General features: G+C 38.9%; 16 protein-coding genes, 1 pseudogene and 1 other annotated feature. All 17 genes and pseudogenes read left to right on the forward strand.

Features of this window, described 5'->3' with window-relative positions; translation table 11 throughout:
• Positions 1 to 14: 14 nt before the first annotated feature.
• The 17 genes and pseudogenes from BO15_RS0108365 to BO15_RS0108440 all read left to right on the forward strand — a co-directional run bounded on the left by BO15_RS0108365 (position 15) and on the right by BO15_RS0108440 (position 15608).
• On the forward strand, positions 15 to 1172 hold the full coding sequence (locus BO15_RS0108365) for an FtsW/RodA/SpoVE family cell cycle protein (protein WP_207641081.1): 1158 nt from the start codon (positions 15 to 17) through the stop codon (positions 1170 to 1172).
• A gap of 70 nt (positions 1173 to 1242) precedes the next feature.
• Complete coding sequence (locus tag BO15_RS0108370) at positions 1243 to 1923, forward strand: cell division protein FtsQ/DivIB (protein ID WP_167541222.1); 681 nt, start codon at positions 1243 to 1245, stop codon at positions 1921 to 1923.
• Between the two features lie 139 nt (positions 1924 to 2062).
• Complete coding sequence (gene ftsZ / locus BO15_RS0108375) at positions 2063 to 3298, forward strand: cell division protein FtsZ (protein WP_033154799.1); 1236 nt, start codon at positions 2063 to 2065, stop codon at positions 3296 to 3298.
• Positions 3299 to 3506: 208 nt separating this feature from the next.
• A complete protein-coding gene (locus BO15_RS0108380; protein WP_033153913.1) occupies positions 3507 to 3845 on the forward strand; it encodes a PadR family transcriptional regulator in 339 nt (112 codons plus the stop codon).
• Between the two features lie 10 nt (positions 3846 to 3855).
• Entirely contained in the window at positions 3856 to 4821 is a 966-nt protein-coding gene (locus BO15_RS0108385) for a permease prefix domain 1-containing protein (protein WP_033153914.1), read from the forward strand.
• Positions 4822 to 4824: 3 nt separating this feature from the next.
• Positions 4825 to 5580, forward strand: a complete 756-nt coding sequence (locus BO15_RS0108390) for a DUF4097 family beta strand repeat-containing protein (RefSeq protein ID WP_033153915.1) — start codon at positions 4825 to 4827, stop codon at positions 5578 to 5580.
• A 51-nt stretch (positions 5581 to 5631) separates the two neighbouring features.
• Positions 5632 to 5875: a binding site (T-box leader), on the forward strand.
• A 178-nt stretch (positions 5876 to 6053) separates the two neighbouring features.
• Positions 6054 to 7121, forward strand: a complete 1068-nt coding sequence (gene trpD, locus BO15_RS0108395; protein ID WP_033153916.1) for an anthranilate phosphoribosyltransferase — start codon at positions 6054 to 6056, stop codon at positions 7119 to 7121.
• Positions 7087 to 7881, forward strand: a complete 795-nt coding sequence (gene trpC, locus BO15_RS0108400; protein ID WP_033153917.1) for an indole-3-glycerol phosphate synthase TrpC — start codon at positions 7087 to 7089, stop codon at positions 7879 to 7881. The genes trpD and trpC overlap by 35 nt, the downstream gene beginning before the upstream one ends.
• Positions 7868 to 8437, forward strand: a pseudogene (locus BO15_RS13930) (phosphoribosylanthranilate isomerase); the annotation flags it as partial. The gene trpC and the pseudogene BO15_RS13930, both read left to right, overlap by 14 nt.
• Positions 8432 to 9661 (forward strand): tryptophan synthase subunit beta, encoded by a 1230-nt coding sequence (trpB, locus tag BO15_RS0108405; protein WP_052169945.1) that lies wholly within the window; start codon positions 8432 to 8434, stop codon positions 9659 to 9661. The pseudogene BO15_RS13930 and the gene trpB, both read left to right, overlap by 6 nt.
• Positions 9654 to 10430, forward strand: coding sequence for a tryptophan synthase subunit alpha (trpA, locus tag BO15_RS0108410; protein ID WP_033153918.1), 777 nt, complete (start codon positions 9654 to 9656; stop codon positions 10428 to 10430). The genes trpB and trpA overlap by 8 nt, the downstream gene beginning before the upstream one ends.
• Positions 10420 to 11916, forward strand: coding sequence for an anthranilate synthase component I (trpE, locus tag BO15_RS0108415; protein WP_033153919.1), 1497 nt, complete (start codon positions 10420 to 10422; stop codon positions 11914 to 11916). The genes trpA and trpE overlap by 11 nt, the downstream gene beginning before the upstream one ends.
• The gene (locus BO15_RS0108420; protein ID WP_033153920.1) at positions 11913 to 12476 is read left to right on the forward strand and encodes an anthranilate synthase component II; all 564 of its coding nucleotides are present in this window, start codon (positions 11913 to 11915) and stop codon (positions 12474 to 12476) included. Before trpE ends, BO15_RS0108420 begins: the two co-directional genes overlap by 4 nt.
• A 99-nt stretch (positions 12477 to 12575) precedes the next feature.
• Positions 12576 to 13142 carry a biotin transporter BioY gene (locus BO15_RS0108425; protein ID WP_033153921.1) on the forward strand — a complete coding sequence of 189 codons (567 nt, stop codon included), beginning with the start codon at positions 12576 to 12578 and terminating at the stop codon, positions 13140 to 13142.
• A 191-nt stretch (positions 13143 to 13333) separates the two neighbouring features.
• The gene (locus BO15_RS0108430) at positions 13334 to 14134 is read left to right on the forward strand and encodes a transporter substrate-binding domain-containing protein (RefSeq protein WP_033153922.1); all 801 of its coding nucleotides are present in this window, start codon (positions 13334 to 13336) and stop codon (positions 14132 to 14134) included.
• A 72-nt stretch (positions 14135 to 14206) separates the two neighbouring features.
• Positions 14207 to 14878: an amino acid ABC transporter permease gene (locus BO15_RS0108435; RefSeq protein ID WP_033153923.1), complete on the forward strand. Its 672-nt coding sequence runs from the start codon at positions 14207 to 14209 to the stop codon at positions 14876 to 14878.
• Positions 14868 to 15608 carry an amino acid ABC transporter ATP-binding protein gene (locus BO15_RS0108440; RefSeq protein ID WP_033153924.1) on the forward strand — a complete coding sequence of 247 codons (741 nt, stop codon included), beginning with the start codon at positions 14868 to 14870 and terminating at the stop codon, positions 15606 to 15608. The genes BO15_RS0108435 and BO15_RS0108440 overlap by 11 nt, the downstream gene beginning before the upstream one ends.
• Positions 15609 to 15613 lie beyond the last annotated feature (5 nt).

The raw sequence follows: 15613 nt of genomic DNA on the forward strand, positions 1-15613 counted from the left end.
ATGGGGAAGAGTTTATGGTAAGAGATCAAGAGCTGGCGGCTTCTAGAAAAGAAGCAAAACGGCGTAAGAAAATAAAAAAGCTATTAAACTTTGACTATACGCTTTTATTAATCATAATATTCATCCTTGCACTTGGACTTGTTATGCTTTACAGCACTTCAGCTTATGCTGCATCTTTGAAAAAGGGTGATTCAGCATATTATCTTAAGCGTCAGATGTTTGCATCTGGCCTTGGATTTGTGGGTATGTTTTTTTCTACAAAGATAGATTACCGCAGATGGTCTCATTTAGTTTGGCCATTCTATATTGGTTCAATGGTACTTTGTGTCATGGTTATATTTGTAGGTACAACCATTAACGGTCAGGCTCGTTGGCTTAGCATTGGTGGAATAACAATTCAGCCTTCAGAGATTGCAAAGGTTGCAGTTATTTTGCTTTTAGCCAATGTTATAGATAGAGCACCGAAGGCTCAAAGGTCATTCGAAGGTTCCATCAAGACAATGTGTCTTGTCCTTCCTATCTTTGCAGTAGTTGCTTATAACAACCTTTCTACAGCGATTATCATTATGGGTATCGCATTTATAATGGTATTTATTGCTTCTCCAAAGTTTTGGTATTTCTTTGGAGCCGCTGCAGGTGGAGTTTTACTTATTATTTTATATATTTCGTTAGCAAGTTATCGTTCTGATCGTGTTGCTACATGGCTTCATCCTGAAGATTATGTTACTGGTTCTGGCTTCCAGACACTTCAGGGACTTTATGCTATTGGTAGTGGCGGTCTTTTTGGTAAGGGCTTGGGAGAGAGTATGCAAAAGTACATCGTTCCTGAGGCTCAAAACGATATGATTTTTTCTATCATTTGCGAAGAGCTAGGCGTATTTGGAGCAGTTTGTATCATTCTTCTTTATATTTTGCTCCTTTACAGACTTTTATATATTGCCAATCATTCAAAGGACATGTTTGGTTCCTATATCTGTATTGGTATTATGAGTCATATTGCTCTTCAGGTTATTTTAAATCTTGCCGTTGTTACAAATTCAATACCTAACACAGGTGTTATTTTGCCTTTGATTAGTTATGGTGGTACATCGGTAGCTATACTTTTAACTGAGTTAGGTTTGGCGCTTAGCGTATCAAAGAATATGGAATTCGAAGGTGATGAAGATGTCTAGACGCCGTAAAAAAAGAAAAAGCCATGTATTGGCTATAATAGAAATTTTATTTTCTCTGATATTACTATTAGTGATACTTGGTGTTTTGGCCTATTTCTTATGTCCTTTAACGGATGTATCAGTAGAGGGCACTGATTTATATACTTCTGATCAGGTTTCAGAATATATTTTAGATGACAAGTATTCGACTAATACCATATATGCATTTTTGAAAAACAAGCTGTTTCCAAAGGGTGACGCTGAATTCATTGAGTCATTTGATGTGAAAATAACAGGAATGCACAGTATTACAATCGTTTGCAATGAGAAGCCAATCTTGGGTTACATAAGTGAAGAAGATGGCTCATACGTATATTTCAATTATGATGGTTCGATTACAGAGATTAGCGCAAGCTATATTGACCGAGGATATATGCAGGTTGAAGGTGTAACTTGCGAAGAACCTGAAGTAGGAATGACTCTCCCTATCGGCGATGACCAAATAGGATATCTTACATCGTTGATTAAGATTCTTCAAAAAAATGATATTATGCCTAATGTGGTTTCATATGATGAAAATAGCCACATTACGCTTAAATATGATACATACAATATTTCACTGGGAAGTAGCGTTTACCTGGAAGAGAAGATAGACCGTGCATTAAAGATTCTTCCGCAAATCGAAGGATTGCAGGGTACACTACATCTTGAGAATTACTCAACCCAAAACACAGATATTGTATTTGAAAAAGATACTGAGGTGGTCGAATAAAATGCAATTTTTGGTAAAAAACAGTTGCGAAATAAGGTGAAAAACTATAATATGTTATTAGTGTACAAGTATAGTATGCTTTTTTGGTATTAGAGATTTTCGACCTCCCTTCGAGGTTTAATAAAAGGAGGATATGGTTTTGATTAACATTACGACTGACGAGACAGGGGCTCCTGTCAGAATCATTGTTGTTGGTGTCGGCGGAGCTGGCAACAATGCAGTAAAGCGTATGGTTGAAGAGGGTATTGGGGGAGTTGAGTTCATTGGAATCAACACTGATAAGCAGGCACTTGATTTATGCAAAGCGCCTACTCTTTTAGCTATAGGTGAGAAGACTACAGGTGGAAAGGGTGCTGGTGCTAACCCAGAGGTTGGCATGCGTTCTGCAGAGGAGAGTGCAGAAGATATTTCTGCAGCTATCAAGGGCGCAGATATGGTATTCGTTACTTGTGGTATGGGTGGCGGCACTGGTACAGGTGCAGCTCCAGTTGTTGCAAAGATTGCAAAGGAGCAGGGTATCCTTACTGTAGGTATCGTTACAAAGCCTTTCCAGTTTGAAGGAAAGCCGCGTATGAACAATGCCTTAAGTGGTATTGAAAGATTAAAGGAAAATGTTGATACACTTATCGTAATTCCTAACCAGAAGCTTGTTGAAATCACAAACAAGAGCATGGGAATTGGCGAAAGCTTCCGTATTGCAGATCAGGTACTTCACCAGTCTGTACAGGGTATCACAGACCTTATCACAAAGAATTCGCTTATTAACCTTGACTTCGCTGATGTTCAGACAGTTATGAAGGACAAGGGTCTTGCACATATTGGTATCGGTACTGCAAAGGGTGACGAAAAAGCTCTTGAGGCTGTTAAGCAGGCTGTTGCTTCACCTCTTCTTGAGACAAGCATTCAGGGTGCTACTGATGTCATCGTCAACATCTGTGGTGATGTTGGACTTAACGACACATCAGAGGCTACATCTTATGTTCAGGATATGACTGGTGCTGACGCTAACATCATCCTCGGTGTTACAGAAGATGAAACAATGGATGATGAAGTTACAGTTACAGTTATCGCTACTGGACTTGGCGAGCCTAATACAGCTACAACAGGTGCATTCCGCAGCTCAACAGGCATGGTTTATGGTACACAGCCTAGACAGTCAAGCGCTGACTTACTTGCAGGCATGAGAGGAGCAGCTGCTCCAGCTAGCCAGTCAGGTGTCACAAACACACCTCCTGTAGTTAACAGACCTGTTACACCTACACCTGTTGCTACATCTCCAATTCAGCGTCCTACTGCTCCTACTGTACCTACAGAGAGCACTGTACCTGAATTAAACATCAAAATGCCAGACTTCATGAATTCAATCAAAAAATAATAATCAAACCTTACAGGCACTGCATTTTGCAGTGCCTTTTTTATGCCGCACAATGCAGGAGGCTTTGCTAACAATTTGCTATGGAGGATGGAAATTTTTTGTGAAAGGGGTTGACATACTTCGACAGTCGTAGTATATTTACTACATCAAACGTACTACGACAGACGTAGTACGGCAGACATAGTACGATAGACGTAGGAGGTACTATATGGGTGAAATAAGTAGTGATGTTATTAGAGGCTACAATGACACCATGATACTTTCTATTCTTATGAAGGAACCTTCGTATGGATACGAGATTTCTAAGCAGATAAAGAGTATTTCGGAGGAGAAATACGTTATTAAAGAAACGACTCTTTATTCGGCCTTCACCAGAATGGAAAAGAATGGTTTTATCGAATCATTTGTGGCTGATCCAGATCCTGAAGGGAATGGAAAGAAAAGAACTTATTACAGAATCACGGATAAGGGTAAGGCGTATTACCTTGATAAATGTGATGAATGGGAGCTTACCAAAGAAGTAGTTGAAAAGTTTATTTCAAAATAGGAGAAAAGATATGGAAACAATTAAGAGCTATTTAGATGCAATGTTTAGTAGTATGCCAAATACTCCAGAGGTTAAAAAAGCAAAGGCTGAGCTTTTATCAATGATGGAGGATAAGTATAACGAGCTTATTGCAGATGGTGTTAGTGAAAATACTGCTGTTGGTACAGTTATTTCTGAGTTTGGTAATCTTGATGAGCTAGCAGAGGATTTAGGGCTTACCAAAGAGGTTGAAGAGGTTCACGAGAGAGAGCAGCAGCCTAAGAGATTCGTTTCAATGGATGAAGCACTTGAGTTTATTAAGGCTGAGAAAAAGAGAGCTCTTCTTGTAGCTACAGGCGTTTTACTTTGCATCACATGTGTATGCTGGCCAATAGTTACAGATGCTGTTTGGGGCTTTATGAATATCGACAATTATGGCGCAGCTATGATGTTTGTATGGATAGCAGTTGGTGTAGGATTGTTCATTTATAGTAGTTTTGTTAGTTCTGATTTCAGTTTTCTTAGAAAAGAGCCATGCCAGATGGATATGGCTACAACAGATATGATTAAAGAAAAGAAAGCTGAGTTTAAGCCTATTACAGCAGCTGCAATAACACTTGGATGTGCTTTGTGCATATGCGCTGTTGTGCCAATTATTATTTTTGATTTCGATATATTTGCAACTTTTATATTTATCATGGTTGGCATAGGTGTATGGTTGTTTGTATATTCTGGAATTATTAATAGTAGCTTTGATACTTTGTTGGATGCTGGCAATGTTGTTCGCAAAGACATAAAGTCAAATGGAAATGAGGAAGATGTGGAATATGTAAGCAAAGGCGCAAAGATTCTCATGGAATCTTATTGGTCAATAGTTACATGCCTATATCTTATTATCAGTTTCACAACCTTTAATTGGGGTTCTACATGGATAATTTGGGTTATAGCAGCTATTGCTCATAAAGTATTTAAGATTGCACTTGTAAAGGAGGATTAAGAAATGACTACAAAGAAATTTCAGTTAATAATATGGATTGTTACATTAATTATAGTTGTAGGTGCTTGCATTATTCGATTTGCTCCTTTTTCAAGTGGTCGTAGTGAAGAGTCAGAATATGATTTTTCTAAATACAGTGTAGAAACTGTAAAAGTGGATGCAGATGCCGCAGATTTATATATTGAATATGGTGATGAATTTAAGGTAAATACAAACTATCAAAAGAATGTTGAACCAAAGGTTACATTGGAAGATGAATGTTTAACAATCGAGCAGAAATATACTGTTAACGTAAGAAATCTGAAAGATTGCTACATCAAAATTACTTTACCTAAGGGCACAATGATTGACACAGCTGATATTACTGCTAGCGCAGGAGATATTGATATTGACGGAGTTAACTTCGATACATTGAAGATTGATGCTGATGCTGGGGATATCGATATCAATGAGGTTTCTGCAAATGACTTTGTTATAGAGGCAGATGCAGGCGACATAGATGTTAGTAAATCTGTTTTTGAAACAGTAAATGTAACCACAGACGCAGGGGCTGTTGAAATGGAAGCTGTTACTGCAACAAGTGGTACTTTTGATGCCGATATGGGAAGCATTGATATTAATGGAGACTTTGAAAAGATTACAGCTAGCTGTGAGATGGGAGACATTGATATTACAGTTCCTGATGCAAATAAAGTAGATTTTGATTTAGATTGTGAGCTTGGTAGCATTAAAGTTAATGGATCTAGATGGAAAAATTAATTATTGACAACAGAATTGCGGAATGGTAGTATTACTTCAACACAATAAAGCAGTAAACCGATGAGGGAGAGGAGTACCTCTTTGTGATTCATAGGAGAGAGCCGCGATGGTGGGATGCGGTATGATAGCAATTTGGGAATGGACTCCTGAGGGCGTGAGGAAATGACTTTGGTCAGAGTATTGCACGACGTAAGGCATACGTTAGTTGCCAGGGATATGATGGTATCCTGATAAGAGCATAGGATTATCCTATGAATTCAAGGTGGCACCGCGGAAGAATAATTTCGTCCTTGATGGAAACTATTAATGGTTTCTGTCAGGGACTTTTTTTATTTCCAAAGTTTCAGTTACGATTACAAGCCTTGGTATTACTCCGTCGCGAGATTGGCTCCTTGAGTAACACCAAGAGCTTGTCATCTACTGGCACTTTGGAAATAAAAAAAGTCTCTGACAGAAGGGAAGGAGATTACGAGATGATTAAAGAAGCGATTGAGAAAATTGTTAACAAGGGGGACCTTACGTACGAGGAAGCCTACACTGTAATGAATGAGATTATGAATGGCGAAAGCTCACCTACACAGAATGCGGCTTTTTTGGCTGCACTTTCTACAAAAAGTGCAAGAGCGGAGACAACTGATGAAATTGCTGGTTGTGCTGCTGCTATGAGAGAGCATGCTACAAAGGTTGAAACAGGAATGGAGGTGTTTGAAATCGTTGGAACAGGTGGAGATAACGCCCATAGCTTCAACATTTCAACAACATCAGCACTTGTAGCTGCCGCAGGAGGAATGAAGGTCGCAAAGCATGGTAATAGAGCAGCATCTTCTCTTTGTGGTACAGCAGATTGTTTGGAAGCACTTGGAGTAAACATCAGTCAGGATCCAGAAAAATGCGTAGAGCTTCTCAAGAAAGTGGGGATGTGCTTCTTCTTTGCTCAGAAGTATCACACATCAATGAAGTACGTAGGTGCAATAAGAAAAGAGCTTGGATTTAGAACAGTATTTAATATCCTAGGACCACTTACAAATCCGGCAGTTCCATCAATGCAATTGCTTGGTGTTTACGATGAATACCTGGTAGAGCCACTTGCGCAGGTACTTATCAACCTTGGGGTAAAGCGTGGCATGGTAGTTTATGGTCAGGATAAGCTAGATGAAATCTCATTGAGCAGCTCAACAAAAGTTTGTGAGATAAGAGATGGATGGTATAAAACTTACATCATTGAGCCAGAGGATTTCGGATTTGAAAAATGCGCTAAAGAAGATTTAAAGGGTGGAACTCCAGAGGAAAATGCAAAGATTACAAGGGATATTTTGAATGGAGTAAAGGGACATAAAAGAAATGCAGTTCTTCTTAATGCAGGAGCAGCTCTTTACATTGGAGGAAAGGCTGAAAGCTTTAAAGCAGGAGTAGAGCTTGCAGGAGAAATAATAGATTCTGGAAAAGCTTTTGAAACATTGCAAAAATTCATACTTTTAAGCAACAAGATATCAGAGGATAAGAGTGATGAATATACTGGAGCAGTTAGCGGAGCATGCTAGATTTCGTGTAGAAGAAAACAAGAAATATAAGTCACTTGAAAAAATAAAAGCAGAAGCATTGAGTCTTCCAAAGGGAGATTTTGAATTTGAAAAAGCATTGGCAATGCCAGGTATGAGCTTTATCTGTGAATGTAAAAAAGCTTCTCCTTCAAAGGGAATCATAGCAGAAGAATTTGACTATTTGGAAATAGCAAAGGCATATGAAGAGGCGGGGGCTGATTGCATATCTGTTTTGACTGAACCAAAGTGGTTTTTGGGAAGTGACAAGTATCTAGAGGATATCGCAAATGCGGTTTCAATTCCTATTATAAGAAAAGATTTCACTGTAGATGAGTACATGATATACGAGGCAAAGGTATTAGGCGCTAGCGCTGTACTTCTAATCTGTAGCATCCTGACAGAAGAGCAAATTAGAGAATACATTCGTATATGCGATAGTCTTGGAATCAGTGCTTTGGTGGAGGCACATGATGATGCTGAAGTAAAGATGGCAGCAAAGGCAGGGGCTAGAATAATAGGTGTAAATAACAGAAACCTAAAGGATTTTTCAGTAGATACGGGAAATAGCAGGAGATTAAAAGCACTTGTAGATGACAAGGTGATATTTGTATCAGAGAGTGGTATTAAAACAGCAGAGGATATATCTCAGCTGAAAGAAGCAGGTGTTGATGCAGTTTTAATTGGTGAAACACTTATGAAAGCAACTGACAAGAAGGGAAAGCTTAAAGAATTAAGAGGTGATGAAGATGACAACAATTAAACTATGTGGTCTTACAAGAGAAGAAGATATTATAAAGGCGAATGAGCTTAAGCCTGAGTATGTTGGATTTGTTTTTTGTGAGAAAAGCAAGAGAAACGTTAGTCGAATGCAGGCAAAAAAGTTAAAGAGTATGTTAAATCCTGAAATAAAAGCGGTAGGTGTATTTGTTGATGCACCAGAGAAGGAAGTTGAAAGCTTATTCGAAGAAAACATTATTGATGTAGCACAGCTTCACGGAAATGAAGACGAGGATTACATTAAATCTCTTATGGATAACAATATTCCTGTTATCAAAACATTTAAGGTTACATCAGCAGAAGAGCTTATAAAGGCAGAAAAATCCAGTGCTGATATGATTATGTTTGATGCTGGAAATGGAGAAGGAAACAGAATTAAGGATTTAAATCTTCTAACATACATAGATAGACCTTTTATTCTTGCAGGCGGGTTAAATCAGGAAAACGTAGCTGAAGCCATTGATACTGTAAAGCCATATGGTGTTGACGTTAGCTCTGGTATTGAGACCGATCATCTTAAGGATGGATACAAAATGGATCAATTCGTAAAAGCGGTAAGAGAGGATGCAGTTCCAGCAAAGAGCAAAGGCAGATTTGGTGTTCATGGTGGTCAGTATATTCCTGAGACTCTCATGAATGCAGTTATGGAGCTGGAGGAAGCCTACAATCATTACAAGGATGATCCAGAGTTTAATAGAGAGTTGAAGGAACTTCTTGATGAATATGCTGGTCGACCAAGCCTTTTATATTACGCAAAGAAGATGACAGAAGACTTAGGCGGAGCCAAAATCTATCTTAAGCGTGAGGATTTAAATCATACTGGAAGCCACAAAATTAACAACGTATTGGGACAGGCTCTTCTTGCTAAAAAGATGGGCAAGACAAGACTTATTGCTGAAACAGGCGCAGGTCAGCATGGTGTGGCAACAGCTACAGCGGCAGCACTTCTTGGAATGGAATGTGTTGTGTTTATGGGCAAGGAAGATACAGAGCGTCAGGCACTTAACGTTTATAGAATGAGACTTCTCGGCGCAGAGGTAATTCCTGTAACCAGTGGAACTGCCACATTAAAGGACGCAGTTTCAGAGGCAATGAGAGAATGGACAACACGTATTGATGATACACATTATTGCCTTGGTTCAGTAATGGGGCCTCATCCATTCCCAACAATAGTTAGAGATTTCCAGGCTGTTATTTCTAGGGAGAGCCGTGCACAGATTCTTGAGAAAGAAGGAAGACTTCCAGATGTGGTTATCGCTTGTGTTGGTGGTGGAAGCAATGCTATCGGAAGCTTTTATCACTATATTAATGACAAGGATGTTGAGCTGATAGGTTGCGAGGCAGCAGGTAGAGGAATAGATACATTTGAAACAGCTGCAACAGTAAATACTGGAAAAGTTGGTATATTCCATGGAATGAAATCATATTTCTGCCAAGACGAATATGGTCAGATTGCACCAGTATATTCAATCTCGGCAGGCCTTGATTATCCAGGTGTTGGTCCAGAGCATGCATATTTGCATGACATAGGACGTGCAAAATATGTGCCAGTTACTGATGATGAGGCTGTTGATGCTTTCGAATATATTGCAAAGACAGAGGGAATAATTGCAGCTATCGAGTCAAGTCATGCTATCGCATATGCGAAGAAGCTTGCTCCTACAATGAGAAAAGACCAGATCATTATAGTTACTGTTTCAGGTAGAGGCGATAAGGATTGTGCTGCTATCGCACGTTATAGAGGGGAGGATATCCATGAGTAAGATTTCAAAAGCATTCGAAAATAAAAAGGCGTTTATACCATTTATCACATGTGGAGATCCTGACTTAGAAACAACAAAAGAAATAATCAGGGAGCTTGAAAAGAATGGTGCAGATTTGATTGAACTTGGAATACCTTTTTCTGATCCAACGGCCGAAGGTCCTGTAATACAGGGAGCAAATATTAGAGCTTTGAAGAATAAAATCACAACAGATGATGTATTTGAAATGGTAAGAGAGGTCAGAAAGGAAGTGAAGATTCCACTTTGTTTTATGACTTATGCAAATGTTGTTTTTTCTTATGGTTCAGACAGATTTTTTGGCAAGTGTCAGGAGGTTGGCATTGATGGAATTATCCTTCCAGACGTACCTTTTGAAGAAAAGGAAGAGTTTGAAGGAGTGGCATCTGAGCATGGCGTAGATTTTATATCGATGGTTGCTCATACTTCTGAGGATAGAATCGATATGATTACAAAAGAGGCAAAGGGATTTATATATATTGTTTCTAGCCTCGGTGTGACAGGCACTCGAAGCAAGCTTAATGAAGGCATCAAAACAGTAGTTGATAGAGTAAGAAAAAATACAGATGTACCTTGCGCGGTAGGCTTTGGTATATCTACTCCAGAGCAGGCTGCCAAGATGTCTGATATATCTGATGGAGCTATTGTTGGTTCTGCGATTGTTAGAGTGGTAGAGGAGTATGGAAAAGATGCTCCAAAGCATGTAGGAGAATTTGTTAAATCAATGAAGGAGGCCTACCATGCATCCTAGTTTTGAGCAGGTTAAAGAACTTGCAAAAAGCGGAGAATATAGAAGAATTCCTGTAATGATTGAGATGTTATCCGACAGCTTCACGCCAATAGAAGTTGTTCGAATAATCAAAGCGGCCAGCCATCAGTGCTATTTATTGGAAAGTGCCAGTCAGACAGAAACCTGGGGAAGATATTCGTTTCTTGGATTCAACCCTAATTTGGAGGTGACCTGCCAAGACAGACACCTTTTTATAAAGGAAAATAAGGGAGATAGTAAAGTCTTAATTCAGGAAAAAACTGTATCTCATCCAGGGGAAACATTACGTGAGATTATTAGCCAGTACAAAAGTCCAGTGTTATCGGATTTTCCAACTTTTACAGGTGGATTAGTAGGTTATTTTTCATACGATTACATCAAATATGCTGAGCCAAAGCTTAAGCTTGAGAATCATGGAGAAGATGATTTTAAAGACATGGATTTGATGCTCTTTAACGATGTAATTGCTTTTGACAATTTTAAGCAGAAAATATATTTGATTACCGGTGTAATGCTGGATGAATCTGATGATTTGGAAAGCTTATACAATGAAGCAAATAATCGCCTAGAAAAGATAAAGAGCCTTTTGCTAAGCCAGAATAAAGCAACATTTCAGCCTCTTTCACTTTTGACTGGAATCAAGCCAAAATTTTCAAAAGAAGAGTATGGTGAAATGGTAAAAAAGGCTAAGCATTATATTAAGGAAGGGGATATTTTCCAGGTTGTCCTTTCTAATCCTCTTACCGCAAAAGCGAAAGGAAGTCTTTTTGATACATACCGCCTTTTGAGAGCCAGCAATCCATCTCCATATATGTTCTATTTTTCTAGCGATGATATAGAAATAGCTGGTGCATCGCCAGAGACACTGGTGAAGGTAGAACAAAAGCAGGTAAGCACATTTCCACTTGCTGGAACTAGGCCAAGAGGGAAAAGTAAAGCTGAAGACGCAGCTCTTGAAAAGGAGCTTTTGGCAGATGAAAAGGAACGTGCAGAACACAATATGCTTGTGGATTTAGGCAGAAATGACATTGGAAAAATAAGCAGTATTGGTTCTGTAAATGTGGAAAAATATATGGAAATAGAAAGGTATTCCCATGTAATGCATATAGGTTCCACAGTTGTTGGACACTTGGCAGATGATAAGGATGCTATTGATGCAGTGGACGCAATTCTACCAGCAGGAACATTGTCTGGCGCGCCAAAGTTTAGAGCCTGCCAGATAATCGAAGAGCTAGAGCAGAGCAAGCGTGGTATTTACGGAGGCGCCCTTGGCTATATAGATTTCTCAGGAAATCTGGATGTGTGCATAGCGATAAGACTTGTATATAAAAAGAACGATAAAATTTGTATTCGTTCAGGGGCAGGTATTGTTTATGATTCTGTTCCAGAAAATGAAGCAATTGAATGCATCAATAAGGCGAAGGCAGTAGTGAATGCTGTAAGCCACGCTGAGGGAGGTTTGGCATGATATTATTAATAGATAACTATGATAGTTTTTCATACAATCTTTTTCAGCTGGTAGGGGAAATTGAGCCAGATATTAAGGTTTGCCGAAATGATGAAATTCGTATTTCCGATATTGAAAAACTAAATCCTAGCCATATTATTATTTCACCGGGACCAGGTAAGCCTAGTGAAGCTGGAATATGCGAGGAGATTGTCACCCACTTCGCCGGTAAAATACCAATTTTGGGAGTATGCTTGGGACATCAGGCAATATGCGAAGCTTTTGGAGCAAATGTCACTTATGCAAAAGAATTAATGCATGGTAAACAATCCAGAGTTCAGGTTGACAATAGCTGCAAGTTATTTAAAGGGCTCCCAAATTCAGTGGATGTTGCTAGATATCACTCGTTAGCTGCAGATAAAGATTCTCTACCAGAAGTGTTAAAAGCTGTTGCTACTACCAAAGATGGGGAGATTATGGCTGTTGCTCATAAGGAATATGAAGTATACGGATTACAGTTTCATCCGGAATCTATTTTGACTACTGATGGAAAAAGAATGATAGAAAACTTTATAGCGTAAAAATAATTGTCAACCATAGAATGATAAAAGGTTGACAATTAGCTGGTGTTTTGATATTGTTATTCAGGTGAAAAAATTAAAGTATTAGAGGGAGGCAATATGGATAACACAAGCACATTAACAACAAAAGAATCAGCATTTAAAACACTTGATATTGCATATATTGCTCTTGGAGCAGCACTTATTGCAGTATGCTCATGGATTAGCATTCCAACAACAGTGCCATTTACTCTACAGACATTTGCAGTATTTGCCATGCTTTCCCTTCTTGGGGGCAAGAGAGGAACACTCTCAGTATTGGTTTACATTTTAATCGGAGCAGTAGGTGCTCCAGTATTTGCTGGTTTTTCGGGGGGAATTGGTGTAGTTCTTGGTTCAACAGGTGGCTATATTATTGGTTTCTTGCTTACAGGTCTTGTATACATTGTGGCTACTAAGCTATTCAAGAAGACACTTGTAGTTGAAATCCTAGCACTTGTCATTGGACTTGCAGCTTGCTATGCACTTGGAACAGTATGGTTCATGGTTGTTTACTCTAGGGATGCTGGTGCAATTGGGGCAATGACAGCACTTTCATGGTGTGTTTTCCCATTCATCATTCCTGATTTAGTAAAGCTTGCACTTGCACTTGTACTTGCAAGAAGAGTTAGACCAGTAATTAAATAAGTTATGAAATAAATTTGGGTTGAAATCCTTTCTAAAAAAAGGTATATTATTGCGTAACGAAGACAAAGGCGTCTGCTATAGGTTTAGCAGGCGCTTTTTCTAAAATTAGCAATAGTAGTGCATTAAAGCTACAAAAATGCTAAAATAATTTCTGTGTTTATTGACACAGTTTTCAGGAAGGAGATTTTGAAATGAAGAAAAAGTCACTAGCATTATTAATGGCATTTGCAACAATGTTTGCAATGGTTGGATGTGGAAACGCATCAGAACAGGGTGCAACTGAACAAGGTGCAGATGCTGCTACTAGTTCAGATAAGAAATGGGTTATCGCTACAGATACTTCATTTAAGCCATTTGAGTACACAGATGACAATGGAGATTTCGTAGGTATTGATGTAGATATCCTTGCAGCTATCGCTGAGGATCAGGGATTCGATTACGAGCTTAAGTCTCTTGGATGGGATGCTTCAATTGCAGCATGCCAGGCAGGACAGGCAGATGGAATGATTGCGGGTGCATCTATTACAGACGAAAGAAAGGCATCTGGATGGGTTTTCTCTGATGGATATTATGATGCAAATCAGTCTATGGCTGTAGAGGCATCATCTGATATTACAGGTTTTGAAGATTTAAAGGGACAGTCAGTTGCAGTTAAGACAGGTACAATGAGTGCTACTTATGCTGAGAGCCTTTCAAGTGAGTATGGCTTCACTGTCACATACTTTGAGGATTCTCCTACGATGTATCAGGCAGTTGTAGGTGGTCAGGTTGCAGCTTGCTTCGATGACACTCCAATTATGGCTTCAAATATTAAAGATACTGGTATCTCAATGAAGATTCTTGAGAACACTGGTAACGATCCTGCTGAATACGGATTTACAATTTTCAACTCAGACAACCAGGAGCTTGTTGATATGTTTAATGCAGGTCTTGCAAATATCAAGGCAAACGGCACATACGATGAAATCATTGCAAAGTACTTAGGCGAATAGTATTAGATTAAAGGGGCAGGGGTTTACCTGCCCTTATTATTTATAAAACCAGTTAGAAAGGGTTTATTTTATATGTTAACTATTATTTCAGTTTATGGTCCAATGCTTCTTATTGCTATGGGCAGAACATTGCTTCTTGCATTACTAGGCTTATTCTTTGCATGCATTATTGGTATGCTTTTCGGAATTATGGGTGTAGTCAAGAACAGAGTAAGCAATGTAATTTCACAGATTTTCGTTGATGTAATCAGAGGAGTTCCGATGATTGTATTAGCCTTCTTTGTATATTTTGGTATTCCTTACTTATTTAATACCATCATTGGAGGTTTCTCTGTTAGTTTGACAGCACTTCAGGCAGGTACAATCTGTCTTGCTTTAAACTGTGGTGCTTATATGGCAGAAATTATCAGAGCAGGTATTCAGTCTGTTGATAAAGGTCAGATGGAGGCTGCCAGATCTCTTGGTCTTACATATGGACAGGCTATGCGCAAGGTCGTATTGCCTCAGGCCATCAAGACAATGATTCCTACATTCATCAATCAGTTCATTATTACACTTAAGGATACATCAATTCTTTCAGTTATCGGTTTTCCAGAACTTGTTAACACAGCAAAGAACGTACAGGCAAACACATTCATGTCATTCCAGACATGGGCTATTGTTGGTGTTATGTATCTTATAGTTATTACAATCCTTTCACGTAGTGCAAAGGTTCTTGAAAGGAGATTAAACGTTGGCAGATAAAGAAATCAAAATCAGTGTTAAAAATCTTAAGAAGTGTTATGGCGACTTAGAGGTATTAAAGGATATTTCTACAGATGTTACTAAGGGTGAGGTTGTTTGTGTAATCGGCCCTTCAGGATCTGGAAAGTCTACATTCTTACGTTGCTTAAATAGACTTGAGACTGTTACTGCAGGCTCCATTGTTGTTGACGGGAACAACATCACAGATAAGCATATCAATATCAATAAGGTTAGAGAAAACATTGGAATGGTATTCCAGCATTTTAACCTTTTCAACAACTTAAACATACTTGATAACCTTACACTTGCACCTGTTCAGCTTAAGAAGTGCTCTAAGGCTGAAGCAGAAGAGCGTGCTAAAAAAATGCTTGCAAAGGTTGGCCTTGAGGACAAAGCATCAAGCTACCCAAGTCAGCTTTCAGGTGGACAGAAGCAGCGTGTTGCTATCGCTCGTGCACTTTGCATGGAGCCAGATATTATGCTTTTCGATGAGCCAACATCAGCTCTTGATCCAGAAATGGTAGGAGAGGTTCTTCAGGTTATGAAGGATTTGGCTGCAGATGGTATGACAATGGTTATTGTTACTCATGAGATGGGATTTGCTAGAGAAGTAGCAGATAGAGTTATTTTTATGGATGGTGGCTACATCATCGAGGAGGGCACACCTTCAGAGGTATTGCTTAATCCAAAGGAAGCTAGAACCATAGATTTCTTAAATAAGGTATTATAAGAGGG

It is taken from the genome of Pseudobutyrivibrio ruminis HUN009 (assembly GCF_000703005.1).
Classification (GTDB): domain Bacteria; phylum Bacillota; class Clostridia; order Lachnospirales; family Lachnospiraceae; genus Pseudobutyrivibrio; species Pseudobutyrivibrio ruminis_A.